Below are 23904 nucleotides of genomic sequence, written 5' to 3' on the forward strand. Positions count from 1 at the left end.
TATGACATAACTCGATAAAATATTTAAGAACTCATTAAAACCATGTGAAGATATGCTCTACATATGAAACTAATTCAATTTTTCATAAACAGGTTCTACGTTTTTTATTATGTACCATGCATATCCAATGGAAATAGCGGACAATACAATCGCTGTGACAGTATTGAATACCAATGAACCTTCCACGGAAAAGACACTTAACGAATTAAATAAGCTATGTACAAGGATACAAGGAAACAGGCTTTTTCCCTTATAAAAAATAATCGTAAAAAGAAATCCTATAGCAGTTGCGTAGCAGATTTGTAATATAGTTAAAAATACCTCTGCACCATTCAATAAGTTGATAATATGACCTATACCAAACGTGATACTTGAAATCAATATTGCTCGGTTAAGATTTTCTTTGACCAAAGCTTTAAATAGGAAACCGCGAAATATCACTTCCTCAATAAATCCCACGCCAAACATACTTAAGATATATAGCGTCGTTTCAACCGGAGATAGATTAAACGTGACGCCATTCCACAGATTACAGGTTAGAATCAAGAAAAGTGGAATAAAGTATAAGTATTTTTTCACATCCCCTTTGAAACTACACAAACCATACTTCTCAAGTAAATTCTGTTTCTTAATCCAATACCAAAGAAAGATAACAAAGAGGATGCTCACAGGAGCAGTAACAATTTTCTCGATTCCTAAAAGGATAGATAGGTTATCCGAAAGGCTGAATAAAATAACATATACAGCAATCCACACTAACGAAAACATTAACTCATTTTTCTTATATAAACGGTTCATAACAATTCCACCTTTGAAGCGTAGATTGCACAGATGAATAGTCACTCTGGAACTTAGAATACCGGGTACATTTGTGATTCACCTTTGCTTCATTACAATTTGCGTTTTATACATAAATTACAGTACTGAAATGGTCTGAGGTCAATAGCACTTAGAGGAAAGTTATAAATTTGTCATAAAAATCGGATTTACCATTCAGTCCCTAAATTGTGGTTTCGAACCTTTTTTTATCCATAAATGAGTGTTAAAGTTTAAATAATCAATGCCAAAGCAGTGAAGGGGAGAGCCATGTTACAGTATATCGAACCATTTGTATCAAGCACGGTAGAAACATTTCAAGAAGAGGATGGGGTCCTATCTTATTTTGATGTAGATGGAAATCTATTGGCCGAAGCGTATTTCCAACATGGACATTTTTATTCTGCAGTGTTTTTTAATACAGACACTGAACAAACACAAGCACAGATTACAAAATTAGAAGCAGAAAACATCACGAAAAAAGTACAGACGATTTTTCAGCAAGAGGATCTTACCATAGAATCAATTAAACAGTCTGACTATGAATTTATTGTGAGCTTAAAAATGTTGGAGCCGGTTTATCAGATCCCGATTCACAATAGCAGTATGGATATTACCATTAGCAATTCAGGCTTTGTGGAAAGTATTACGCTTCCAGAGAAGGATTTTATCATTCATTATCCTGAAAAACTTATCTCAAAGGAGGAAGCGAGCTCCATATTAAAGCAGCAGCCTCTTTTAAAGCTTGGAATTGCACCTGAGCTGGATTGGCAATACGTATATAGGCAAAATTATGATATTTATGGGGTCGATCCAGATGGAAAAGTCCGTTTATGGAGTCAAGATGAAACATTGAAAGATGCTGGTTTTGAATCTTTACCTGATGTGGAGGATATTGACCAGCTGGAGACTTTCATACAAGGCGGAAGATTGGAGCCAGTAGTAACAGAGCACACGGAAAATGAAAAACAATGGAATATATCAAGCGATGAAGACTTGCCTTTACAGGAAGATAGCTTTATACGAGCATGCAAAATAGTAAAAAACTTAGTAGGAGAGCATTATAAACACTATTATGTTGAACGCTATCCCTATTTAAAGCAATTGTTACAAGTAGAGGGAGGTTCAACGGATACGTATCGCTTTGTATATGTTTTGGACGAGATAACCTTTGATTTTCAGGCAATTTCCATTTCAGTTAATACGAAAACGAATCAAATCAATTCTATTACCTATCCCATTATTCCATTAGAGAGGTTTTCTACCTTACCATTGCCGACCATTACAGAAGAGGAGGCAAATGCAATCGCACAACAGTTTGTGGACGTAGAACTAACGTTAGAAAGCGATATAAAGGACCGAAAGAAGTTATCCTTCGTTTATTTAATGGACTATCCGACCTCTCCAACAAAAGGACATATTCAGTATGTTGATGCATTTACAGGCGAAATTCATTGGGTTGAAACGGGCTGGTAACCATGTTGTTCTAATAGAAGGAGGGAGATTATGAAAAGAGCAGGATTATTTGTACTTATTCTTTCTATCTCATTGGTGTTTGGATGTAATGAAAAAGTAGAACTAGAGAGAGGAAGTTTAGAGCAGAGTCTTGTTATAACTGAAAAAAGTTTGCCGGATACCTTTGAACAAATTGCTACAGAGTACGATAATCAGAAGTTTGTCGTCGTAAGAGTCAATAACACAGAGGACTACCAAGAAATGTGGAGACAGTTTCAGATAAAGGAAGAGATCGTAGCCGTGAACATGGAGGACAAGGATGTTTTGTTTTTAGGACTCTTCGAATCAAGTAGCTGCCCTTATGACATTAGTGATCTATTAACCAATACAGAAAAGCATGAACTAAAAGTTTACTTTGCTCCGATAGATAGGAATTGTACGGCAGACAGTAGTCCAAGGAATTTTGTAGTTAGCATTGATAAAGATGTTTCTGAAGAATTATCAACACTTGTCTTTGTTAACCATTCTAAACAGATTTTAGTACCTATAAGTGATATGTAACCAATTTCCCGAATATCTATGATATGAAATATTTTGTTTATAAGGAAATGTGAAACGAAAATAAAGATGATAAATGGTCGTTTTATTTAACATAAGAGGAGTCATTATATGAAAATCCATGATTTCATACTTGAATTTAACCAAACATATCCTGAACAGGAGCTTTACAGAGTCGCAACAGCAACAGAAATTGCTTCATTTGAGGACTCACTCGGAATTCCACTTCCTTCATCGTTTAAAGAGTTTCTCATGACTTTTTCTAACGGAATTTTGCTGTTAGGGTGGGAACCTATAGGGGGCGTCAGTGAAGATTCCCCTTGTTCATATTTACGTCACTCTGAGCGAATAATTTATGACCTTCCATCAAGAGTTTTAATTGAAGAGACGAATGAACTCGTAGATTCCGACTGGCTTATCTCATTAACGATGTTCGATGGGGGAGAGAGTTCAAATGATCATTGGGCACTCATTTGTGAAGAGGGTCTCCCTAATAACGAATATAGGATAGGTTATATAGGTCAAGACAGTAAATCTATCGTAAAAGTTGTTCGGAATTTTGAAGAATGGTTGGGCATCTTTTGGGAAGGAAACAAGAATAACAAGGATAGTGAATTTGCAATTCCAACGTTCCGTGTAATTTACCCAGATTATGATGAACGTGGCAGAATATTGCATGAGTGGTTAAGATAATTATAGTTTGAATAACATTTAGTAATAGTTATCTTACGAAGGTTAAATGTTAAAAAGTATTGTTAAATATTTTAAAAATCCTGAAAAAAGAAGGATTATTTAAATTGGAATCAGAATTTGGGAGATATGGAAAATTTCCAAAAAGAAAGCAGGTGATGTTATGAACAAGGTTTTGGCGTTAGTAATCTTGGGAATGGGTTTTGCTGGAGCAGCTATAATTAGTACGGTCCCGGAGCTGTTCGAATCTCCAATTGGAGAAGAGACGAAGATGGTCGCTGCCACCTCTACAGTAGTTTTCGTGGTGCTCACTATCTACGCTCTAAAATTGCGTCGGGGATTGGATAACAAAAAAGAGTGAAAAACTCAGTGCTTAAAAAGGGAGTTGCCCTCGGAAATCGACAAAAGGCTTCGAATTTCACTCATTGCTTTTTGTCTTTTTATTTTGTATTTTCAATTCCTTCTGTGTGAATTTATGCTCAAATATCATTAAATCTGCATCCATCTTTTGGAGTGTCGGTTTATATGGCATTTTTGACACCTCCATAATCTGTTGGTTTTTCTTACATATTATTGTAATTATAATATGTAAGAAATATAATATATTTCCTATATTTATTCTACCTAATTAACTATATAACTATTAATAAACAAATCGATTACCCTTCAATTTTGCCTAGAACGGAGCAACTTACATATGTTAAATAACAGAGTGAAACAATTTACGGACACTTATCAATTATTTGAAAAAGATGTAATTCAACAAACACAATTACAGCATCGTATGACTTTAGTTGACTCTTTTGAGATTAAAAAAGGAATGCACGTCTTAGAGATCGGTTGTGGACAAGGGGATACAACGATGATTTTAGCCGATGCAGTTGGGGAACAGGGTCATGTAACAGCAATTGATATTGCATCTGGTGATTATGGTGCTCCTATGACATTAGCTAGAGCACATGACAACATCAAGGATTCTGTACTTGGAAAGAGTATAACATTTCGCTTAGAAACGGATTTTCTAGATTATGAGATTCAAAAGCCCGTTGATGTTATCGTTTTATCTCACTGTTTATGGTATTTTAAATCGAAAGTTCAATTAGCACAGTATTTCAAGAAAATGCATGCGATTTCTCCGAGAGTTTGCGTAGCAGAATGGGATTTAACGTTTACAAACATTGCGCAACGTAGTCATTTTTGTGCTGTGTCCATTTTAGCGTTATATTCCACCTTTACTGAAAATGACGGGAATATTCAAAATGTCTTTAGTAAAGATCAAATCATCAAGATTGCTAAGCGGGCAAACTTCCATCTAATCAAGCAAGATGTCGTAGATGCTTCCTTTTTACAAGATGGCGCATGGGAAGTAGATTATGCTAACAGTATTGCATCATCATTTAAAAACACGCCAGAAAGCATTCATATACTTGTTCAAACTTACTACGAGGTAATGAATCGCATTCAAGAAAGAGAATCTCTAAATAGCTTTGTTTGCATTTTTGAAAAAAGGTAGTGCTCTAAATAGCTTTTCAAACTAAAGTTAGAATTTTTTTCTTGGGCATTTTTCTCATAAAAGCTCTATCAACTAATCCTAGCTAATGGTTGGCAGTATGGCTTATAGTCATCTCAGACGAATTAATGATATGAATAATTATCAGAAGGTAAGGGAAAGGATTTTTTACTCTTTAAAAATATTTTAGTTTACATAATATAAATTATACTAAGTTGCGTTTCAATGAAAAAGTATACTTGTAATATTGAGATATTTGAGAAAAAATAGTTTGAAATGCTGTATTTTATAGTTTTTTATTTTTATCGTTATTCAAAGGTTTTATAACATCGTTTTATTACTTACATTATTTATTTTTATTACTTGCTGTTCATCAATTTATACCTTGTATTTGCTTATTATTTTATCTATCCATGCTATGCTTAGTTAGATCATGATTTTTCTGTTCACTATCAGATTTATGTTTCGCTCATTCAGTTACATATCATATCTATAATATCGTTATAAAAATACTGCCAAAAATGCTCTTTCTAGCAGCTTTAATATGTTTGGGCTCTTAATACCTTTCTATACTCTTAAAACAGCTTACAGCATAGCTTAATGCGTTTTTATTGTAATATTATAAGTTAAAAGAACAATTTTGCAGCTAAAGGCAGTGACTTACCTTGACTACAAGCATACATAAACGATTAGCTTATTTAGCTCTAACTTCCCTACTTGTTTTTCTGGGATTAGCTTCCAGGTCATATGATCATCTTCTACCTAATATTATCGCCATACATATCGGTGACATGCTATGGGCAATGATGATCTATTGCGGCATGCGCTTTCTATTTGCTAGTAAACCTCCTCTACTGGCCGTATTTTTAAGCTTATCCTTTTGTTTTATTATTGAATTCAGCCAACTATATCAAGCTGAATGGATTAATAGCATTCGTGAGACAACTATTGGAGCTTTAATTCTAGGAAGAGGATTTTTGCTAGTGGATCTATGGAGATATACAATGGGGATTGGTTTGGCTTTTCTGATGGACTTTATCCTAATCAAGTACTTAAAACCCTAAAAAAATTCCCGTTTATATCTGGTTTGCATAAAAAAGGAACCTTCATAAAACTAACGAGTTCGGTTGATGGGGAGAAAAATGCAATTAACAGCGTAAATCATAGGTTAATCAACATATATTTCAACAATGAAATAGCCATATAAAAACAAGTATAAGCGCTTAAATTTCTGAGCGCTTTTTAACGTAATATTCTAATATCCTTATTTAACTACCGCGCCTGTTAGTTGGAGAAAAAAGGTGAAGCTTATTCAATAATTATAGAATACTATTTCACCAATTCAATAACAATATTAAAATGCTTGAAATGAAGAATACAACAAAAAAGACAAGGATGTAATATGTTTTTACCTGTTGCTAAGCCTTAGGTTTCTTTTTATAAACCCTCCAACCAATAAACAAACCCAAAAACATTCCTATAATTCCAAAACGTAAAATCGTTATAAAATAATCAAGAAACGGTTTATGTGTAATTAGCTGACCACCGTCACCTACCTGTTGAACTTCTTTGTAATTAACAAATAAAATGGAAACAGCCAATCCGAACACTAACCCATACAGACCTGATTTTCTTAATACTTTTTCCATAGTTCTCCTATTTTCATTCTCCACAAATATCCCCTCGCAAGTCTATTTTGTTTTAATATTATAAAACTTAACTTAACATATATTTCCTAATGTTGAAAGATTCCTTGTATTCCTTCATTCCAATATCCAATTAGCAAGTGTTTTAACAAGTGAATTAGCAAAGGTACATAAATTTATGTGCCTTTGCTAATCTCTGTGCTAATTGCGGACCCCGTGCTTCTGTATAAAGCATCTATTTTTTGATATAACTACAAAAACGGGGACACTAATTCATATGCGAATTATATCCCCAAAAGGTGTGTTTTTTATTGTTTTCTCACCATCAACCGAACCCGTTATCATAAACATGGGTTCCTCTTTTCTTACCGAAGCTGTCTCTTCCTCTTATACCTAGCAAACTAAAATAAATCAATAAATATGCAATCAAAAGCATTGCATAGAACCATATGGAACGATGCCAGGTATTCTTTAATTCAATCCAAAAAATCATTCCACCTTGATGTGGTGGTAACACAGAATCCATTGATACTTCTAGATAGAACATACCAAAAAAGAATAAGAACAAAGGAAGGAATAAAATCCATATTAGTTTGGTATTCATATCCTCTACCTCTCTATTCTACCGACCAAAGCAAATATCATTTAATCTATCTTTTCTGCTATTATAGCTATTACCCTGACTGGGGCAGATTCCATAGTCGTACCGTCAAAGCCTATTTTTACTTTATCGCCAGCATTGAATTTTTCCTTTATATCATCTGGTATACTTACACTCACAGAACCCGATAATTTGGTACCAGTTGATTCCTCGATATGCACCATCAAACTCCCGGATTCATAAACTGTTTCAACTGTTCCAGAAAATGTAGCTTCCACATTAGAAGTATCAGAGTTACAAGCTACTAATAAACCACTAGAAATCAAGATTAATAATAGTATCCCTGTCTTTGTACCAAAAATCTTATCTAAGCATGTTAATAGATACATTCATTCACCCCTATTTTTCATCTACATGAGAAGTTCCACTGTTTATTAAACATAAAATTCCATATGTTTTTTGTCCATCTTATAATAATCTAACCTATCCTGCAAGGTGCCTGTATGGAATTCGAATTTATGACCATCTGGATCGGTAAAATAGATGGATTGCTTGTCTTTCTCATCTCTCGTCCGCCCAGGTAAAATATTTACTTGTAACTTTCTTAGCTTATGGACTGCCTCTTCGAAATCCTGCTCCAATACCGTAAAAGCAATATGAGTATAAGATTCCTTTATTTCATTTCTCGGGATATCCTTTTCTTCATTCAACGCAAGCCACATGCCATGTAAATCAAAATAGGCAGTGCTTCTCCCTTTGACTAATAGCTTTGCCTCCAAAACATCTTGATAAAAGGCGATTGACCTCTCTAAATCTGAAACAGAAAATAATAAATGATTTAACCCCTTAATCATCCTGCTCCCTCTCCCTTTCTTATGAGAATGTGTAGATCTTTATAAAGAGTGCACATATAAATATCGTTTACTATCTCTTAATGTAGACAGCATATTCTTTCGATTACCTTCTAGGGAATAATTTAGCTTTTCTCTGTTTTTTTAAATTGATTGTATGGTGACTTCTGCAGCGTCTTCTATAAATTATTCAGGCTTCTTTCCTAGATTAAGTGAATTACCCTTGAACAGAACATTTGTTCTCACCTCGAGAATTTCGTCATTTTGAAGGAACGGTTTGATATTATAGTCTGATTCAATTCTATATTTTGTAATATTAGGCATACTATTTTCTTCTACAATAACTTTTTATTTAGGCACATCTGTCTCCTCCTATTGATTTATACCGATTAGCAGATAGCCAAATACAATACTAGAATGAGAATAAGAGCACCTGCTCCACCCCATATTTTTTTCTTTTCTTTCTCTTTTTCTTCTTTTTAAAGTAGTATCTCTACTTAACTATTCTAGTAAAAAGTAAAAAAATCTGCATAAGCAGGTTTTCATGTCAATTCGGTATAAAGGTTTGAAAGAATTCCACCATCATCGTACTTGCATCTGGACCTAGTGGATCTGTATAAGAGCCGACTGAGCTTCCACCCGGCCATGCATGCCACATATTCTGCACTAAGATGCTCTTCATCCAGACCTTATTATCGTTAGCCTTATAGCTATTAATCGTATACGGCTTTCCAACTGGGACAACATTTTCTACCTGATCCGGCTGATTGTCAATCCATCCTCTAAACGTCCCATCTACAACTAAGTCATTCGTTGCTGCCCATTGGGAAATCACTTGTCTCGCATTAATCGGATACACCACATTGTCTAAGGCACCTTGGAACACAATCACCGGCATATGCTTTGCGCGGGACCCCATCGAATGATAGGCAAGTGTTCCTTGCTGTATCGGATTTGGACCACCATACACCATGACATGTAAAGAAGTAAGGGCACTAGTAGCTGCCTTATATTCTAGTCCTGCCACAACCCCAACTCCTGAGAATATATCCGGGTAGGTGGCTCCCATAATGACACTCATCGCACCACCGGCTGAAAGTCCAGACACGTAGATTTGATCTTTCTTAATGGAATACGACTGTTTCACTTGATTAACCATACCTGCTATAACCTTTGGCTCCCCGCTACCTCTTGATTGGTGGGCTGTATCGAACCAGTTCCAGCACCTATTCGCATTCGCATCAGTGCTTTGCTCAGGATACAACACGAGAAAGCCCTTTGCCTCTGCAAGAGCATTCATTTTTGTTCCGATAGAAAAATCCTCTGCATCCTGACCACATCCATGCAGCATCACATATAGTGGGTAGCTCTTCGCCCCGTCATAACTACTTGGCACATATACCTTATAGTCCTTTCCTTCGTAAGTACCTGAAACAAAGCTTCCATTGGCATTGGTTACTGTAGGATGATAGAGCATGGTACTGATAAACAAAAAACAGCTTGCGAGTAACCACTTACTTGTCTTCTTCCCCAAAAAACTCACTCCTTTCCAGTATTGCGAGACATTATACTAAAAAGGAGTTACAAATGAGTTACAAGCTTTTCACTAACTCTAATTCATCTCTAATCGGGATTCCGTCATTTCCTAGGTGAGGAATGGAGGGCTTTCGAATTCTCGCTTTCTCGACTGCATTTGGATAGAGCTTGCTAAGTTTATAGCCACGCTTTTGATAGAACCGAAGAGCATGCAGGTTGTCATTCGTAGTAATTAACTTTACTTCGGTACACCCTTCTTGCTTAGCCAGCTGTTCAACCTCTTCGATAAGCCGGGAGCCGATTCCTTTCGACTCTATCAAACTATCCAAAGAAATAATTTCACATGCTTGGTGTCGAATTTCAAACGTTACAAGTCCTACGATTTGCTGCGCCTCTTTCGCAATAAACCCATCAAGCTCTGCACAGTCATAAACACCTGTCGAGACGACCATCTCGCTGCTCCCCCAAAGCTCAATGAACAACTTACGTACATCTTCTCTATGCTCTTCTCCCATTCTGTCTATGGGCATATCCGATTCCCCTTTAATCGATGCCTACAGCTTCGCTTCTATATTCAAGACGTACGACATCTCTCCAGACGCCGTTTAGTTTGCCCATTCTATGATGGGTGCCTATCACTTGAAAGCCATGCTTCTGGTGAAGCTTGATGCTACCGATATTTTCAGGAAATATCATCGATTGGATCGTCCAAAACCCATTTTTCTCACTCTCTGTTAGGAGATGGCTAAGAAGCTTGCTTCCGATTCCTTTACCGGCTGCATTCTTCGATAGATAGATACTAACCTCTGCCACGCCTCTGAAGGCTTCTCTGCTGGAAATTGGACTTAATGCCACCCAGCCGATCATCTCATCTTCTATCCTCGCTACAAATCGGCATGCCTTCGTATGACCCTGATCCCATTCCTCCCAGGTTGGTACCTCTGTCTGAAAAGTAGCATTCCCAGTATCAATCCCCTCCTGGAAGATTGCTTTCACATATTCCCAATCAGTATCCTTCATTTCCCCTATCACAACTGAATCGTTCATCGGTAGTATTCCTCTCTATTATCTGAAATATGTATAATAATAGAATAATTATACGTCTGTCCTCAAAAGAAAAAAAGCATTTCCTTTCTCCGATTAGAGAAAAGAAGTGCTTTCAATAGGTTTGCAAGCTAAACATAAGACCAAGATATACTGCTCCTATGACAGCGATGCTTACTAGGAACGAAACGACTGGAGAAGCCTTTATTCGAAAACTTAAAACATTGATTGCCATCAGCAAGATTGCAAAAGCAAACATCGCAAGACCAGGAAAACCTAGCTGAAAGCCGATTTGCTCAAAGCTCACAAAGAATAAATCCAAATGATAGAACTGTAGGACATTCTCCATGATAGGTAGCTCCGTCAGATTGTGCAGTGGCTGCTGCTGGCTAAGTGCTCCGGTCGCTGAAAAAATAAGCAGGATGATGATCGATTCAAGCTTCGTCCAAGGTCTCGGATCCGCCTGCTCGTTTCTTCTGATTCTTCTTTTCATTAGCACCCCGTTTACCACTGCATATAAAACTAGTGGAATCATGAGCACATGCTTGATTAGCAGACTATGACCATAAGGCACTAACCAAGAAGCAGGATAATCACTGTATTCCATCGAATAGCCCATTAAGGATAGACCTGTAATAGCGATGATTGCTAGGCAAAAAATAGCGGTAATATGGAACCAATCTAAAAACGAAAGCCAGTTACGGGTATCTTTACTGAACCAACCAACGATGAAAACAATCCCTACCCAGACTACTACCGTCAAATAATGAGAAAGATGGGTTAGATAACCTGGAATCCCATAGACAGCGTTTGCATGACTGGTCCAGCTGAGTACGGCAATCAAAAGAAACACCAAGCCTACTCCTAACAAGTGATATACCAAAGAATCTTGCTTTCTACCAATAAGAAGATAGATTGCAATGATAACAGATAAGCAAAATGTAACTAGCCAGGCTTTCCCCACCTCAAAGGTAAATAATATGGTTGTCAGGACATAGCTAAAAGAGTAGTCTCCTAGCAAGAAAAAAAGAATGGATAAGAGTGGGATAAAAGAAAATACCATTATCCCAATTATCCCTGAAAGCTTTGCCCAGAAAGGCACTCTAATAGTCGGCTTTAAATCGCCCGGTAGCGCTTGAAGGATAAAGCTGCCCATTAGGATTGCTAAACATACATATACAAATGCTTCTGCGATTATACTGACTAACAGGATCATCTCTTCCATCTTCCCAAAAAGAATGCTAGTACTACAATCGTCACGGCAAATAGGACATAATATATCCAAGCGTTCGAACTCTCTTCTTCAGAAATGTCTGTAGAGGCTTGTTCATCCTCTATGACAGTGTCCTCTATAATTTCTGGTAAATTCTCGGCGTCTTGGCTAAATGGAATGACCCCTTGAATAGGATGACCGTCCGCCCCTATAATGCTCCATTCAATTATATAAGCACCATTTGGAATGCCTTCTACTGTTCCAGTCATTTGACGATCGGTAACAGTGATATTTTCAATTGGCATCTCGTCTCCCTCTTCATTTATTAAAGAAAAAGAGCTTGTCTTTTCAATCTTTCCCTCAAATGTTAAAACGATTTCTTGCAAAGCCTCTTGTATGACTTCTCCCTCAGCTGGAACAGAGCTTTCTAATCCAGTGTGAGCATTAGCAGGAACTGTGAGTAGAAAAAACATGAAGAAGAACAGAATCATACTATAACTAATTTTTTTCACTACGAAACCTCCAAGATATTCTAATTACCCTATTATTTATACCATAATTTTCGTATCATATGGTGTAATTTGAATTTTAGGATAAGCTAGGGTACCATGAAGAGGAAGAATAAAGAAGGAGAGATGACCAATGGCAAAATCAGCCGCAAAGCGTAAACTGATGCACAAGCGCCGCACAACTGGGAAGGATGTCACGAACTTTAGAGGAGAGGCGGCTTTTAGCTTACATGTAAGAAAAACGAAAACGAAGCAAGAGCGTCTGCTACAAATGGAGAAGAAACATAAAAAGCATTTCCAAGGCCCAAGACCTGATGGAAATGCTTTTTTATTCTTTAGAAGCCTCATTCATTTTCCAACTATATAGGATTGTTATTTGCTCTGCTGTTTTAAGGCATCGACATATTGTTTTGCTTCTACCAAAGATAGACCCAACGAATCCCTCACTACTTTTACAGCTTTCACATCTTTGCCCTCGTTTATCAGCTGTTTCAATTCATGATCTATTGGCATACCAGTTTGGTTATACATTTGGTTTAACATATATTTTAAACCTTTGACTTGACCAGTAAGCTTTATAACTGCAGAGAATAAAAACACAATTAGAAATAGCGTCATCACTTCAATAAAATTAAATTCCACGAAAATCCCCCTCAGTCATAAGAAATATCTTATCATTATACAATTTTAGCAGAAAACTTCCTTTCCCATACACTTATACGCTCCTAGACTAACTGGAGAAGCTCTCCGAAAGAATCTACGACATAGTCTGCTAGAGAAAGCTCGTCCTCCTGTGCAAAATCAAAACGAACCCCAATAGAGACTAGATGGTTATCCTTCGCAGCCAATATATCGGAGGAACGGTCTCCCACCACATAACCTGTTTCTATATGATTTTCCTCTTTCACAAGAGTAACGAGCTCAGATTTGTTCCCAGAAGCGATTTGCTCAATGCTATAGACACTCTGAATATAACGGTCCAGATTAAAAGTCTTTACGATAGCGTCTAGATATTTCTGCTGACCATTGCTTGCTATGTATAGGGGATAGTGCTTACTAAGCGCACAAAGTGTCTCCTCTACCCCCTGATAAAGCGCACCTTTGTTCATTTCTATAAGGGAGATCAATTTCTCTTGGAATATCCTATTACTTTGAATCCGTTGCTCCTCTGAATACTCAGGACATAGCGTCTCCCATACTACACCTAACGGAACTCCCATAATTTCTCTATACTTTTCAATCGGTGTCTCCCCTACCCAGTAGCCATTCTTACGAAGCACATCAAAGGTAGCCTCAAGAGCTGGCTCTAAGATGAGGTTTGTTTGAAATAATGTTCCGTCCATATCAAAAATAATTGCCTTTGTCATTTTCTCACCCCTTCTCACTATAGAACGTCTATCAAGCCTTAAAGGGTCCTTCATTCACTGCAATTAAATATAGCGAGTAATTTCTATCCCCCTAACACAAAAAAGGCTCTCAGCTTTCGCCAAGAACCTTTTCAGGTACTACTACAGGCACCCCTATTGCCTGTTTTCTCATTTGAATAAAGACAGTGAGAGATAAAGTTAAGCTTAGGAGACCAAATATAAGCATCATATACGCAAGCCCCATGATATCGAGCATTGCACCCGCAGATATAAGCACTACCTGGAAGCAAACTCGGTCTATCATGTTACGGAAGGAAAAGAATCGACCGTGATACTCCTTCGGAACCTGCTTTTGAAATATAGTAACAGCTGTTGGATAAAAGCAGCCTACCGAAAATCCAAATAATCCAAAGCTAATCAAAGTTAGTAGCGGTATATCTACAAAGTAGAGAACGAGCTCTGCAAAGCCGATTAAAAAGAGGAAGCTAAACAAGATATACTTGGAACTCCATCTTTGCCCCAGATACTTCACTGCAAAGGTACATATCTCATTTCCCATCTAGTTTAGGATTCCGGCTGTGCCTGCTTCCTAACTCGGAGCAACTGACCGTCTTTATCTATATCTATTACAAATGATCCATTTGAATAGCGATCAACCGGTCGGAATGCCGATGCTTGAATTGTCTCTTGATGTCCTTTTTCCGTTTCTATGATGATCACATCATTCTTTTCTACCAGTACGATATCAAATACTCTGTGGGCATTTGATTTTAATTCGCGAAGGGTGACAAGGCCTCGTTTTGCACGAGCTCCTACCTCCACCTCAGCTAGATGCATTTTTTTCACAGCGCCTCGGTGTGTCACTAACATGATGTCGGCTGTACTGTCTTTTTCTACTCTATTAACTGCGACAACAGTATCCTCATCCTTCAGATTAATACCTTTTACCCCTGCAGTCTTCACACCCGTAATTGGTACTTCGTCTAAGGAGAAGCGAACTGCATAGCTATTATAAGTAGTCATCAGCAGCTCATCTGATGGAGCAGCAAGCTCCGCAAAAATCATGACATCATCTTTTTTCAAGTTCATTGTTTTGATTGGGCGGTGATAGCGCTGTACCTGATAATCAGATAGTAAGGAGCGTTTTACTTGCCCATCTCTTGTTGCTGTAAGCACACTTAAATCTAAGTCAAAAGCTTCTACACCAAAGGCATTAATAATCGTCTCATTCTGGTCGAGTGGCACAATGCTAGAGATATGCTGACCTAGGTCCTTCCAGCGAATGTCCGGAAGCTCATGTACCGGCTGATATATATAGTTTCCTTTGGACGTAAATAGAAGAAGATGATGCTGCGTGTTGATTTGCCCTTGATAAAGAAGGTAATCAGATTCCTTGATTGCAAAATCCTGTCCATTGGAAGCATTGAAGGATCTAAGGCTGGTACGTTTCACATAACCATCCTTTGTAACAGTGACAATCACCTCTTCACTTGGAATAAGCACGTCAAGTGTCAGTTTAATCTCTTCAATTTCCTCTTCAATCAGAGACTTACGAGGCTCTGCAAACTGCTTTCTAACAGCTAGAAGCTCTTTTTTAATGACCTTCATTAAGGCAGATTCCTTCTCAAGAATCGTTTCTAGCTCTTTTACAAGCTTTGTTAAAGAAGCCTCTTCTTCTTGAAGCTCTGTAATATCCGTATTTGTTAATCGATAAAGCTGTAAAGAAACGATTGCTTCTGCTTGTGCTTCTGTAAATTCATACGCTGTCATAAGGTTATTTTTAGCATCTCTCTTGTCTTTAGAGGCGCGAATTGTCTTGATTACTTCATCCAGAATAGACAGAGCCTTCATGAGACCAGCAACGATATGCAGTCGGTCCTTTGCTTTCTTTAAATCGAATTCCGTACGACGAGTTACGACCTCTTTTTGATGTCCAATATAAGCATCTAACATTAATGGAAGGGTCATCATAGTAGGTCTACGATTATGGATCGCAATCATATTGAAGTTGTAGGTAACCTGAAGATCTGTGTTTTTAAATAAAAACTGCAGAATTCCGTGTGCAGCTACTTCTTTTTTCATTTCTATTACAATACGTAAACCAGTTCGATCTGATTCGTCACGGACATCAGCAATACCCTCTAGACGCTTATCCAATCGAAGCTCGTCGATTTTCTTTACAAGGTTCGCTTTATTCACCTCATAAGGAAGCTCGGTAACGACAATTTGCTCCTTGCCGCCCTTGATTTGCTCAATCGCTGTCTTTGAGCGTACAACAATTTTTCCTCTTCCAGTTTCATAAGCCTTCTTAATGCCATCGACCCCTTGAATAATTCCTCCAGTTGGGAAATCAGGGCCTTTGATCACAGTCATCAGCTCATCCACTGTAGCTGCTGGATTCTCGATACGCATCAATACAGCATCTAGTGCTTCATGTAATGCATGCGGGGGAATATCAGTGGCATACCCGGCAGAAATTCCTGTTGATCCATTTACAAGAAGGTTTGGGAACCTAGCAGGTAATACGATTGGCTCTCTGTCTGAGTCATCAAAGTTTGGAATATAATCTACTGTGTTCTTGGTAATATCGCGAAGCATCTCCTGTGAGATAGCAGAAAGTCTTGCCTCTGTGTAACGCATAGCAGCAGGTGGATCTCCATCCATTGACCCGTTGTTTCCATGCATTTCGACTAACATATGACGAAGCTTCCAATCCTGACTCATACGGACCATTGCTTCATAAACAGAGCTGTCTCCATGAGGGTGGTAGTTACCGATAACATTTCCGACGGTCTTAGCAGACTTACGGAATGGTTTGTCGTTGGTATTTCCTTCAGTGAACATAGCGAAAAGAATGCGTCGTTGAACGGGCTTTAACCCGTCCCTCGCATCCGGTAGTGCTCGGTCTTGGATGATATATTTACTATAACGACCAAACCGATCACCGATCACCTCTTCTAATGGTAAATCCTGATATCGTTCGGTTTGCGTCATACTACTTCATCCTCCGTGTGAATTCTATCGTTTTCAAGGATATTTGAATCATCCTCTAAGCTAAAGTTAACATTTGCTTCAATCCATTTACGTCGTGGTTCAACCTTGTCACCCATGAGTGTCGTAACGTGTCTTTCCGCACGAGCTCCGTCCTCTATCGTAACGCGGATCAGTGTTCTTGTATCTGGGTTCATCGTCGTATCCCAAAGCTGGTCAGCGTTCATCTCACCAAGTCCTTTATAGCGCTGAAGCATAGCATCCTTACCGATGCGCTTCATAGCTGCGTCTAGCTCCTTCTCCGTCCATACATATTCAAAGGTTTCTTTTTTACCGACACCTTTAAATACCTTATAGAGTGGTGGAAGCGCAATATAGATTTTGCCATTCTCGATTAGCGGCTTCATATAGCGGTAAAAGAACGTCAGCAGTAAAACCTGGATATGGGCTCCATCTGTATCAGCATCCGTCATGATGACAACCTTGTCATACGCGATATCTTCAATAGTGAAATCTGCTCCAACCCCGCCTCCAATAGCGTGAATAATTGTAGCAATCTCTTCATTTTTCATAATATCCGCAAGCTTCGCTTTTTCTGTATTAATTACTTTTCCTCTAAGCGGAAGGATTGCTTGGAACGTTCTGTCTCGCCCCTGCTTTGCCGAACCACCTGCAGAATCACCCTCTACTAGATATAATTCATTTTTCGAGGCATTTCGAGATTGCGCCGGTGTAAGCTTTCCAGATAATAACGTATCGGATTTTTTGCGCTTTTTACCGTTACGTGCATCCTCTCTAGCTTTTCGAGCAGCTTCACGAGCCTGCTGTGCACGGATTGCTTTTCGAATAAGAGATGCGGTAAGCTCTGCATTTTCCTCGAGCACATATTGAAGCTTTTCGGAAACTAGTGCGTCTACTGCGCTTCTTGCTTCACTTGTGCCAAGCTTTCCTTTCGTCTGTCCTTCAAATTGCAATAAATTTTCAGGGATACGGACAGAAACGATTGCAGAGATACCCTCTCGTATATCAGAGCCATCTAAGTTTTTATCCTTTTCCTTTAATAACCCCGTTTTTCTTGCATACTCATTAAACACACGAGTCAAACCAGCCTTTGCTCCCGTTTCGTGAGTACCTCCGTCTCTTGTACGCACATTATTTACAAAGGATAGAATGGTTTCTGAATATCCATCGTTAAATTGAAAAGCAAATTCTACTTCAATTTGATCTTGAGTACCTTCTATATAAAATACTGGATGTAAAACATCCTTCTCTTCATTTAAATATGCAACAAACGCCTCTATACCGGTTTCATAGAAGAATATGTCATGTGCATCCGTTCTTTCGTCCTTCAGTTCGATTTTCAAACCTTTTAGTAGAAATGCGGATTCTCTAAGGCGCTCACTTAATGTTTCATAATTGTATTTTGTGGTAGAAAAAATGGTGCTGTCTGGAAGGAAATGAACAGATGTACCCGTTTCCTTCGTAGTTCCCACTTGCTTAAGTGGCTGAACGACCTTTCCTCCATTTTCGAAGCGTTGGGTAAATTTTTTGCCGTCACGGTGGATTTCTACTTCTACAAAAGTAGAGAGAGCATTTACTACAGAAGCACCTACCCCGTGAAGACCACCACTTGTTTTATAACCACCCTGACCAAATTTTCCGCCAGCATGTAGAACAGTGAAAATTACTTCTGCCGTAGGAATTCCCGTTTTGTGCATTCCAGTAGGCATGCCTCGCCCATAATCTCGAACAGTGATGCTTTGATCTTGATGGATCGTTACTTTAATATGGTCCCCAAATCCAGCCAAGCTTTCATCTACTGCATTATCTACTATTTCATATACTAAATGATGAAGACCTCTTGCATCGGTTGACCCAATATACATACCAGGTCTCTTTCGGACAGCTTCGAGTCCCTCTAAAACTTGAATGTCATCATCCGTATAATTAGTTAAAGTATTATTTTTAGTCAAATACGTTCCCCCCAAAAAACAAAACATCTGTTCTTTCTTTCTTCTAATTTAAGCCTACAAATAGTTTGACATTATGTCAATAGCGCTGAAGGACAAGTCAGACCTTAATTGTAGTGAATAATTCATTAGAATGCAATCTGCCCATCTCTTGCATTCTCTATTCATTTTGTTTATTCCTTCTTGCTATTTTAAAAATTGACGTAATATACAATTCTATTTTTCCATACATTGAACTAATAATCTGGAACATGGTAAAATAAATGGGATAGATATATTTAAGTTTGAAAATTAAAGGAGTTTACCATGATGCTAATTGTTTTACTATTGCTAGCCTATCTAATAGGCTCCATTCCTTCAGGGCTCTGGATTGGAAAAATTTTTTACCAGACTGATATTAGGCAGCATGGGAGCGGGAACTTAGGTGGAACAAATACGTTCCGCACACTTGGCAAAAAGGCAGGCTTGGTCGTGACAGTCCTGGATATACTGAAAGGAACTGCTGCTACCACACTCGGTTTACTCCCACTGTTCAGCCAAGTAAATGTCCATCCTCTTCTATTAGGGACGCTAGCTGTTATAGGGCATATGTTCCCAATTTTCGCAGGCTTTAAGGGTGGAAAGGCGGTTGCTACGTCTGGCGGGGTCCTACTTGGATATCATTGGCCTATTTTTGTTATTTTGGTTGTAGGATTTTTCATTATATTAAAAATAACGAAAATAGTATCGCTGACTTCCATGTGTGTTGCAGTTATCGCCCTTATTTATACACTTGTTTATTATGTGACCGTGGAAAGGGACTGGCCTCTCGTTCTAATAGTAGCTATCCTTGTTGCTTTTATTTTTTATAGACATCGTGCTAACATTAAGCGTATCAAGGATGGTACTGAACCCAAGGTAAAATGGATCTAGTCCTAGAAAGTTAGGTGTTACAAATGAAAGTCTATATCTCAGAAGAAGCGCAAAAATGGTTTAAGCAAGAGATGGAGGTAGTACCAGGAGACACTATACGGTTTTATGTGAGATACGGGGGCTCAAGCCCACTCCATGAAGCATTTTCTCTAGGTATGACGAAGGATGCTCCTTTTGAACCCGCTGTCACCGTAATGCATGATGAGGTTATGTACTTTATCGAAGAGAGAGATGAATGGTATTTTACTGGACATGACCTATATGTAGATGTCCAAACAAATTCCAATGAACTTGAATACTCATACAAAAAAGGGACCGTCTGAAAAGACATGTTGTGACGGGCCTTTGGAATGGGATGTCCCATAAGTTTTTACTTATGGACATCCTCTTTTTTAAATCTTTCAAGCTGGCTTAGTAAGCCTTCCTTTGTTAAAATGTCTTGCTCGTACTTACCAAATAGATCGAAGTGTGGATAGCCTTCCTTATGATCTATCCATTCTTCCTTTAAGCCGTATTGCTTCCCCCACTCCACTAAGCGCCGCACGTCTGCACATCCAACCTTTGTAACTGTATTACACCCAGGGAATCTCTTATCCAGCCAGTAGTGAGTTAAAAAGGAGATTTCGTTTCTTTCGACGCGCCGTTTCCATTCGATTAACTCATCCCTTGTAATACCGAATGCCATCTATACGAGCTCCTTCGCTATCTCTTTATATCTAGCATCCCATTCAGGCGCAATCTTTGCCAAGGATACTGGTCGGAAACTTTCTTTTTTTACAACGACATGGTCGGTAGTAGCCGTAGAGGAAATCCTTCCATCTGGGAGTAAAATTTCATAGCCGTATGTCGTTCTCAGCTTACCGTGCTTTGCAATCCAAGTCCTTACCTTCACTTTATCTCCATATGTAACTGGTAGTCGATAATCTATATTCACATTAGTAACTGGAGAAATAAATCCATCCTTTTCTAATCCTGCGTAGGAAAAGCCTAGTTCATTAATTAAATGGGTTCTTCCAATCTCGAGCCAAATAAGGTAATTTGCGTGATACACTACACCCATCTGATCGGTCTCTGCATAGCGTACTTCTATCTCTTTTTCATGTATAACCATAGCCTTTCACCTCCTTATATATTATATCGTTAAAATTTTGGTGGAGGTAAGATTTTTCTCGCTTTTAAAAGTTTTCATCAACAGCTCCTGAAATACCCAAATAAAATAACCTCTAAAATCGCAAGGTATGAAGGTCACGAATAGAAGCAGCGAGTACGTGAATGGTAATGCTCACGTACTCGCTGTATGTTGTTATTATTAAATAATGTCTCCTATTCTATCTTTTACGGTTATTTCACTTCTTTAAAGCCTTGACTTTCTAGTAATTCAGCGGACTCCTTCATACTGATTCCTTCCTCTGTATCACCCGTGAAGTTCATACCTGGTAGGTTCTTGATTTCATCGAATTTGGCAGTCTCGTAATCTATGGTTAGTTTTTCTACTAACTGCGAGTCTCCGAATTCCATTTCATGTGTTACCCCATCGATACCTTTAAATTGTTCAGTTAGTGGTCCAAACATTTCTTGCGCTTGTTCCTTTGAGGTAACGCCAACTTGTTCGTATTGGACGATGTTTTCTGTGGATTGCTTGGTTACTTTATCACCTTCATAGGTGTACACCAATGTCGACACAACACCTTCCTGCTCTAATTGGAATTTTTTCGTTTCTTCCTTTTCATTACCGCATGCTGATAAAAATATTACGAATAAGATCATGGTAATGGATGCCGTTAATTTCTTCATCTTACACACACCTTTCGACATTATTTTATTACAGTATTAACCATACCATAATGAAATTAATTTAGGAAATGAAAAAGGAAAGGACAATCTATCTATTCGGATAAAAATGAATTATTTGTTATTTCGGCTCGTTTAGAGAATATATTTGTAATAAAATGTACACGAAAATCATATGAATAATGGCGAGCTTTCAATCTTCTATGTCTTTAAATAGCTCCTCGAATACTCTTTCTCTCGCATCGAGAAAACGCTTGGTCACAATATAATGCATAGACTCCTCGTACCTAATTCTCTCTATCGGGCCTTCGTCAAATTGATAAATGGTAGCATCGGGATACCCAAGCAATATAGGAGAATGTGTTGCAATAATAAATTGGGCTTGATCCTCCAATTCCTTCATAATCCTCATGAAGCTTAGCTGTCTTGTCGGAGATAGTGCAGCCTCAGGCTCGTCCAATAAGAAGATGGAGTTCTGTCCAAATGCATGTTTGAATAAGCTTAAGAATGCCTCCCCATGCGATTGCTTGTGAAGAGATTCTCCTCCGTATGGATCGTACTTTCCAGGTGCATTTTCCATCAAATCTAAATAGCTCGCAAACTGATAAAAGGTCTCAGCTCGTAGGAAAAAACCCTTCGTCACCTTTAGTTTCCAAGAGAGCTTTAAATATTCCGATAGATCCGATTGAGAGGAATGAACGTCATAAAGATGATTTTTGTTTCCACCTGCAGTATGAAACCCAGTAATATCTGCAATCGCTTCCAGAAGGGTGGATTTTCCAGAACCATTTTCCCCCACAAAAAAAGTGACGTTCGACGGGATATCGAGACTCTCCATATGCTGCAGAAAGGGAATATTGAATGGATACTTATCTTCGCTAGGAACATTTTCACGTAAATAGCGGACTTGTTTTAGGAACATATAGTAACCTCCTTTCCTCCATCATAACAAAAAAGCAAGCTGTAAAGATCTACTTTACAGCTAACTCATGTAATAGTTTTTTATCGATTTTGCCAACGTCCGTTCGTGGGAGCTCCTCTAGGCAATAGACCATCTTTGGAACCTTGTAGCTTCCCAAGTGCTGTCTACAGTGCGTAATGACTTCCTGTTCTGTTACATGTTCATGAAGAGAGACAAAGGCTGTGACACGCTCTCCCCATTTTTCATCATGTGTACCTATTACTGCGGCTTCTCGTATAGATGGATGCTTGATCAAGCATTGCTCAATCTCTTGAGGATATATATTTTCTCCTCCAGAGATAATCATTTCTTTTTTACGGCCAACAATAAAATAGTCACCTTGTTCATCATACCGAACTAAATCTCCTGTTTTTAGCCACTTCCCATCGAACACTTTCTCCGTTTCTGTTTCATTGTTCCAGTAGTAAGAGAAGACATGCTTTCCGGAGATATATAGCTCCCCAACCTCGTTGGGCTTACATACGTCACCGGAATCATTAACCACCTTAATCTCATTGAATTGCATGCATTTCCCGACAGAACCTCTTTTTTGTGCCGCAACCTGTGGTTCGATAAAGAAATTGTTTGGCCCTGCCTCTGTTAGACCATAGCCTTCCTTAAATAAGATTCCCTTTTTAGCAAACTCCTTATAGATTGTATGGGGACAAGGAGCTCCTCCTGATAGAAAGCATCTCACTGTTGGAAAGGTTAGAGAATGGATTAGCTCTGTCTCGAGCATTGCTTGATACATAGTTGGAACGAACAAGGACAATGTTGTTTTATATGTATTCAACGCTAACAGTGCTGCTTTTGCTTGGAAACGTCTCCCTGTTACGACAGTGCCTCCTGCCATTAATATCGGTAGACAAAGAGCGTTTAAACCTCCTGTATGAAACATAGGCATATAATTCAATGTGCAGTCAGCTTCTCCGATGTTCCAAGAGATAATTGTATTGATAGCATTCCAGTTTACCGCCTCAAAGGACAAGACAACACCCTTGGGCCGTCCCGTGGTCCCCCCTGTATAAATCATGATCCAAGGTTCATGATTGCTCCAATTTGACTCCAACCAATAGTTATCCTTATTAGATGTAGATAAATCTTGAATAAACAGTTTATCTGTATGGATGAAATTACCACTTAATTCAGCGTTCTCTTCATCATATACAAGTAGAACTGGCTCACAATCTGCCAGAATGAAGGATAATTCTGTTTCACTTAACCGGTAGTTCAAAGGGACATAGATGAGTCCTCTGAGGCCACATGCAAAAAGAATAGCAAATAGCTCAATTCTGTTTAATGAAAGGACCGCAATTCTTTCTCCCTTTTGGTAGTTTTGACTATCTATAAAAGTCAGCCATTTAGAAATTTCCTGTACTAATTCTTTATATGTCCAAGACAAATTTGTATCGCTATCAATTAAGGCAACTTTATTAGGAGAAAGCTGAGCTCTCTTGATAATCCATGCTTGCTCGCTATACAT

Annotated in this window: 29 protein-coding genes; 9 read left to right on the forward strand and 20 right to left on the reverse strand. The window is 38.3% G+C overall.

The window, feature by feature from the left end:
* Nucleotides 1-69: 69 nt before the first annotated feature.
* Nucleotides 70-798: a CPBP family intramembrane glutamic endopeptidase gene (locus AC1VU3_RS03630; protein WP_482982792.1), complete on the reverse strand. Its 729-nt coding sequence runs from the start codon at nucleotides 796-798 to the stop codon at nucleotides 70-72.
* A 288-nt stretch (nucleotides 799-1086) separates the two neighbouring features.
* On the opposite strand from AC1VU3_RS03630, the gene AC1VU3_RS03635 reads away from it, so the two are divergent.
* From AC1VU3_RS03635 to AC1VU3_RS03660, 6 genes are all read left to right on the forward strand, one after another.
* Nucleotides 1087-2292 (forward strand): hypothetical protein, encoded by a 1206-nt coding sequence (locus tag AC1VU3_RS03635; protein WP_482982793.1) that lies wholly within the window; start codon nucleotides 1087-1089, stop codon nucleotides 2290-2292.
* Between the two features lie 30 nt (nucleotides 2293-2322).
* Nucleotides 2323-2832 (forward strand): hypothetical protein, encoded by a 510-nt coding sequence (locus AC1VU3_RS03640; protein ID WP_482982794.1) that lies wholly within the window; start codon nucleotides 2323-2325, stop codon nucleotides 2830-2832.
* Nucleotides 2833-2940: 108 nt separating this feature from the next.
* On the forward strand, nucleotides 2941-3522 hold the full coding sequence (locus AC1VU3_RS03645; RefSeq protein ID WP_482982795.1) for an SMI1/KNR4 family protein: 582 nt from the start codon (nucleotides 2941-2943) through the stop codon (nucleotides 3520-3522).
* Between the two features lie 160 nt (nucleotides 3523-3682).
* Nucleotides 3683-3880, forward strand: a complete 198-nt coding sequence (locus AC1VU3_RS03650) for a hypothetical protein (RefSeq protein WP_482982796.1) — start codon at nucleotides 3683-3685, stop codon at nucleotides 3878-3880.
* 336 nt (nucleotides 3881-4216) lie between these two features.
* Complete coding sequence (locus AC1VU3_RS03655; RefSeq protein WP_482982797.1) at nucleotides 4217-5032, forward strand: SAM-dependent methyltransferase; 816 nt, start codon at nucleotides 4217-4219, stop codon at nucleotides 5030-5032.
* A 662-nt stretch (nucleotides 5033-5694) separates the two neighbouring features.
* Nucleotides 5695-6093, forward strand: a complete 399-nt coding sequence (locus tag AC1VU3_RS03660) for a ribosomal maturation YjgA family protein (protein WP_480387941.1) — start codon at nucleotides 5695-5697, stop codon at nucleotides 6091-6093.
* A 354-nt stretch (nucleotides 6094-6447) separates the two neighbouring features.
* Here the strand turns inward: AC1VU3_RS03660 and AC1VU3_RS03665 are convergent, their stop codons facing one another.
* The 9 genes from AC1VU3_RS03665 to AC1VU3_RS03705 all read right to left on the reverse strand — a co-directional run bounded on the left by AC1VU3_RS03665 (nucleotide 6448) and on the right by AC1VU3_RS03705 (nucleotide 12432).
* Entirely contained in the window at nucleotides 6448-6702 is a 255-nt protein-coding gene (locus AC1VU3_RS03665; RefSeq protein ID WP_482982798.1) for a hypothetical protein, read from the reverse strand.
* A 298-nt stretch (nucleotides 6703-7000) separates the two neighbouring features.
* On the reverse strand, nucleotides 7001-7279 hold the full coding sequence (locus tag AC1VU3_RS03670; RefSeq protein WP_482982799.1) for a hypothetical protein: 279 nt from the start codon (nucleotides 7277-7279) through the stop codon (nucleotides 7001-7003).
* Nucleotides 7280-7320: 41 nt separating this feature from the next.
* Nucleotides 7321-7665, reverse strand: coding sequence for a hypothetical protein (locus tag AC1VU3_RS03675; RefSeq protein WP_482982800.1), 345 nt, complete (start codon nucleotides 7663-7665; stop codon nucleotides 7321-7323).
* 45 nt (nucleotides 7666-7710) lie between these two features.
* The gene (gene fosM, locus AC1VU3_RS03680; RefSeq protein ID WP_482982801.1) at nucleotides 7711-8130 is read right to left on the reverse strand and encodes a FosM family fosfomycin resistance protein; all 420 of its coding nucleotides are present in this window, start codon (nucleotides 8128-8130) and stop codon (nucleotides 7711-7713) included.
* A gap of 544 nt (nucleotides 8131-8674) precedes the next feature.
* Nucleotides 8675-9661, reverse strand: coding sequence for an extracellular catalytic domain type 1 short-chain-length polyhydroxyalkanoate depolymerase (locus tag AC1VU3_RS03685; RefSeq protein ID WP_482982802.1), 987 nt, complete (start codon nucleotides 9659-9661; stop codon nucleotides 8675-8677).
* Between the two features lie 58 nt (nucleotides 9662-9719).
* Entirely contained in the window at nucleotides 9720-10193 is a 474-nt protein-coding gene (locus tag AC1VU3_RS03690; RefSeq protein ID WP_482982803.1) for a GNAT family N-acetyltransferase, read from the reverse strand.
* Between the two features lie 13 nt (nucleotides 10194-10206).
* The gene (locus AC1VU3_RS03695; protein WP_482982804.1) at nucleotides 10207-10710 is read right to left on the reverse strand and encodes a GNAT family N-acetyltransferase; all 504 of its coding nucleotides are present in this window, start codon (nucleotides 10708-10710) and stop codon (nucleotides 10207-10209) included.
* A 112-nt stretch (nucleotides 10711-10822) separates the two neighbouring features.
* The gene (locus tag AC1VU3_RS03700) at nucleotides 10823-11923 is read right to left on the reverse strand and encodes a copper resistance D family protein (protein WP_482982805.1); all 1101 of its coding nucleotides are present in this window, start codon (nucleotides 11921-11923) and stop codon (nucleotides 10823-10825) included.
* Nucleotides 11920-12432 (reverse strand): copper resistance CopC family protein, encoded by a 513-nt coding sequence (locus AC1VU3_RS03705; RefSeq protein WP_480387949.1) that lies wholly within the window; start codon nucleotides 12430-12432, stop codon nucleotides 11920-11922. The genes AC1VU3_RS03700 and AC1VU3_RS03705 overlap by 4 nt, the downstream gene beginning before the upstream one ends.
* 130 nt (nucleotides 12433-12562) lie before the next feature.
* Here AC1VU3_RS03705 and AC1VU3_RS03710 point away from each other — a divergent pair, with 130 nt between their 5' ends.
* On the forward strand, nucleotides 12563-12796 hold the full coding sequence (locus AC1VU3_RS03710; protein ID WP_482982806.1) for a hypothetical protein: 234 nt from the start codon (nucleotides 12563-12565) through the stop codon (nucleotides 12794-12796).
* 5 nt (nucleotides 12797-12801) lie between these two features.
* On the opposite strand, the gene AC1VU3_RS03715 is transcribed toward AC1VU3_RS03710, so the two are convergent.
* The 5 genes from AC1VU3_RS03715 to parE all read right to left on the reverse strand — a co-directional run bounded on the left by AC1VU3_RS03715 (nucleotide 12802) and on the right by parE (nucleotide 18787).
* Nucleotides 12802-13071, reverse strand: a complete 270-nt coding sequence (locus AC1VU3_RS03715) for a hypothetical protein (RefSeq protein WP_480387951.1) — start codon at nucleotides 13069-13071, stop codon at nucleotides 12802-12804.
* An 83-nt stretch (nucleotides 13072-13154) separates the two neighbouring features.
* Nucleotides 13155-13796: an HAD hydrolase-like protein gene (locus AC1VU3_RS03720; RefSeq protein WP_482982807.1), complete on the reverse strand. Its 642-nt coding sequence runs from the start codon at nucleotides 13794-13796 to the stop codon at nucleotides 13155-13157.
* Nucleotides 13797-13905: 109 nt separating this feature from the next.
* Nucleotides 13906-14355 (reverse strand): MFS transporter, encoded by a 450-nt coding sequence (locus AC1VU3_RS03725; protein ID WP_482982808.1) that lies wholly within the window; start codon nucleotides 14353-14355, stop codon nucleotides 13906-13908.
* A 5-nt stretch (nucleotides 14356-14360) separates the two neighbouring features.
* Nucleotides 14361-16790, reverse strand: a complete 2430-nt coding sequence (gene parC / locus AC1VU3_RS03730; protein WP_482982809.1) for a DNA topoisomerase IV subunit A — start codon at nucleotides 16788-16790, stop codon at nucleotides 14361-14363.
* On the reverse strand, nucleotides 16787-18787 hold the full coding sequence (gene parE / locus AC1VU3_RS03735; RefSeq protein WP_482982810.1) for a DNA topoisomerase IV subunit B: 2001 nt from the start codon (nucleotides 18785-18787) through the stop codon (nucleotides 16787-16789). The genes parC and parE overlap by 4 nt, the downstream gene beginning before the upstream one ends.
* A gap of 276 nt (nucleotides 18788-19063) precedes the next feature.
* Here parE and plsY point away from each other — a divergent pair, with 276 nt between their 5' ends.
* Together plsY and AC1VU3_RS03745 are read left to right on the forward strand one after the other, a co-directional pair.
* Complete coding sequence (plsY, locus tag AC1VU3_RS03740; protein ID WP_480387955.1) at nucleotides 19064-19669, forward strand: glycerol-3-phosphate 1-O-acyltransferase PlsY; 606 nt, start codon at nucleotides 19064-19066, stop codon at nucleotides 19667-19669.
* A gap of 23 nt (nucleotides 19670-19692) precedes the next feature.
* Nucleotides 19693-19992, forward strand: coding sequence for a HesB/YadR/YfhF family protein (locus tag AC1VU3_RS03745; RefSeq protein ID WP_480387956.1), 300 nt, complete (start codon nucleotides 19693-19695; stop codon nucleotides 19990-19992).
* 47 nt (nucleotides 19993-20039) lie between these two features.
* Here AC1VU3_RS03745 and AC1VU3_RS03750 read toward each other — a convergent pair whose 3' ends face one another.
* The 5 genes from AC1VU3_RS03750 to AC1VU3_RS03770 all read right to left on the reverse strand — a co-directional run bounded on the left by AC1VU3_RS03750 (nucleotide 20040) and on the right by AC1VU3_RS03770 (nucleotide 23904).
* Nucleotides 20040-20354 carry a hypothetical protein gene (locus tag AC1VU3_RS03750; protein WP_480387957.1) on the reverse strand — a complete coding sequence of 105 codons (315 nt, stop codon included), beginning with the start codon at nucleotides 20352-20354 and terminating at the stop codon, nucleotides 20040-20042.
* A complete protein-coding gene (locus AC1VU3_RS03755; RefSeq protein WP_482982811.1) occupies nucleotides 20355-20780 on the reverse strand; it encodes an acyl-CoA thioesterase in 426 nt (141 codons plus the stop codon).
* A 230-nt stretch (nucleotides 20781-21010) separates the two neighbouring features.
* Nucleotides 21011-21463: a YehR family lipoprotein gene (locus tag AC1VU3_RS03760; protein ID WP_480387959.1), complete on the reverse strand. Its 453-nt coding sequence runs from the start codon at nucleotides 21461-21463 to the stop codon at nucleotides 21011-21013.
* 190 nt (nucleotides 21464-21653) lie between these two features.
* Complete coding sequence (locus AC1VU3_RS03765; RefSeq protein ID WP_482982812.1) at nucleotides 21654-22382, reverse strand: AAA family ATPase; 729 nt, start codon at nucleotides 22380-22382, stop codon at nucleotides 21654-21656.
* 49 nt (nucleotides 22383-22431) lie between these two features.
* Nucleotides 22432-23904, reverse strand: a complete 1473-nt coding sequence (locus tag AC1VU3_RS03770; RefSeq protein ID WP_482982813.1) for an AMP-binding protein — start codon at nucleotides 23902-23904, stop codon at nucleotides 22432-22434.

The sequence above is a fragment of the Psychrobacillus sp. Z16_25 genome (assembly GCF_056856695.1).

Excerpts from the sequence above, each read along its gene's own strand:
- AC1VU3_RS03630 (WP_482982792.1), bottom strand. The coding sequence starts at position 798 with ATGAACCGTTTATATAAGAAAAATGAGTTAATGTTTTCGTTAGTGTGG.
- AC1VU3_RS03635 (WP_482982793.1), top strand. The coding sequence starts at position 1,087 with ATGTTACAGTATATCGAACCATTTGTATCAAGCACGGTAGAAACATTT.
- AC1VU3_RS03640 (WP_482982794.1), top strand. The coding sequence starts at position 2,323 with ATGAAAAGAGCAGGATTATTTGTACTTATTCTTTCTATCTCATTGGTG.
- AC1VU3_RS03645 (WP_482982795.1), top strand. The coding sequence starts at position 2,941 with ATGAAAATCCATGATTTCATACTTGAATTTAACCAAACATATCCTGAA.
- AC1VU3_RS03650 (WP_482982796.1), top strand. The coding sequence starts at position 3,683 with ATGAACAAGGTTTTGGCGTTAGTAATCTTGGGAATGGGTTTTGCTGGA.
- AC1VU3_RS03655 (WP_482982797.1), top strand. The coding sequence starts at position 4,217 with ATGTTAAATAACAGAGTGAAACAATTTACGGACACTTATCAATTATTT.
- AC1VU3_RS03670 (WP_482982799.1), bottom strand. The coding sequence starts at position 7,279 with ATGAATACCAAACTAATATGGATTTTATTCCTTCCTTTGTTCTTATTC.
- AC1VU3_RS03675 (WP_482982800.1), bottom strand. The coding sequence starts at position 7,665 with ATGTATCTATTAACATGCTTAGATAAGATTTTTGGTACAAAGACAGGG.
- fosM (WP_482982801.1), bottom strand. The coding sequence starts at position 8,130 with ATGATTAAGGGGTTAAATCATTTATTATTTTCTGTTTCAGATTTAGAG.
- AC1VU3_RS03690 (WP_482982803.1), bottom strand. The coding sequence starts at position 10,193 with ATGCCCATAGACAGAATGGGAGAAGAGCATAGAGAAGATGTACGTAAG.
- AC1VU3_RS03695 (WP_482982804.1), bottom strand. The coding sequence starts at position 10,710 with ATGAACGATTCAGTTGTGATAGGGGAAATGAAGGATACTGATTGGGAA.
- AC1VU3_RS03700 (WP_482982805.1), bottom strand. The coding sequence starts at position 11,923 with ATGATCCTGTTAGTCAGTATAATCGCAGAAGCATTTGTATATGTATGT.
- AC1VU3_RS03710 (WP_482982806.1), top strand. The coding sequence starts at position 12,563 with ATGGCAAAATCAGCCGCAAAGCGTAAACTGATGCACAAGCGCCGCACA.
- AC1VU3_RS03720 (WP_482982807.1), bottom strand. The coding sequence starts at position 13,796 with ATGACAAAGGCAATTATTTTTGATATGGACGGAACATTATTTCAAACA.
- AC1VU3_RS03725 (WP_482982808.1), bottom strand. The coding sequence starts at position 14,355 with ATGGGAAATGAGATATGTACCTTTGCAGTGAAGTATCTGGGGCAAAGA.
- parC (WP_482982809.1), bottom strand. The coding sequence starts at position 16,790 with ATGACGCAAACCGAACGATATCAGGATTTACCATTAGAAGAGGTGATC.
- parE (WP_482982810.1), bottom strand. The coding sequence starts at position 18,787 with ATGTTTTGTTTTTTGGGGGGAACGTATTTGACTAAAAATAATACTTTA.
- plsY (WP_480387955.1), top strand. The coding sequence starts at position 19,064 with ATGATGCTAATTGTTTTACTATTGCTAGCCTATCTAATAGGCTCCATT.
- AC1VU3_RS03745 (WP_480387956.1), top strand. The coding sequence starts at position 19,693 with ATGAAAGTCTATATCTCAGAAGAAGCGCAAAAATGGTTTAAGCAAGAG.
- AC1VU3_RS03750 (WP_480387957.1), bottom strand. The coding sequence starts at position 20,354 with ATGGCATTCGGTATTACAAGGGATGAGTTAATCGAATGGAAACGGCGC.
- AC1VU3_RS03755 (WP_482982811.1), bottom strand. The coding sequence starts at position 20,780 with ATGGTTATACATGAAAAAGAGATAGAAGTACGCTATGCAGAGACCGAT.
- AC1VU3_RS03760 (WP_480387959.1), bottom strand. The coding sequence starts at position 21,463 with ATGAAGAAATTAACGGCATCCATTACCATGATCTTATTCGTAATATTT.
- AC1VU3_RS03765 (WP_482982812.1), bottom strand. The coding sequence starts at position 22,382 with ATGTTCCTAAAACAAGTCCGCTATTTACGTGAAAATGTTCCTAGCGAA.
- AC1VU3_RS03770 (WP_482982813.1), bottom strand. The coding sequence starts at position 23,904 with ATGTATAGCGAGCAAGCATGGATTATCAAGAGAGCTCAGCTTTCTCCT.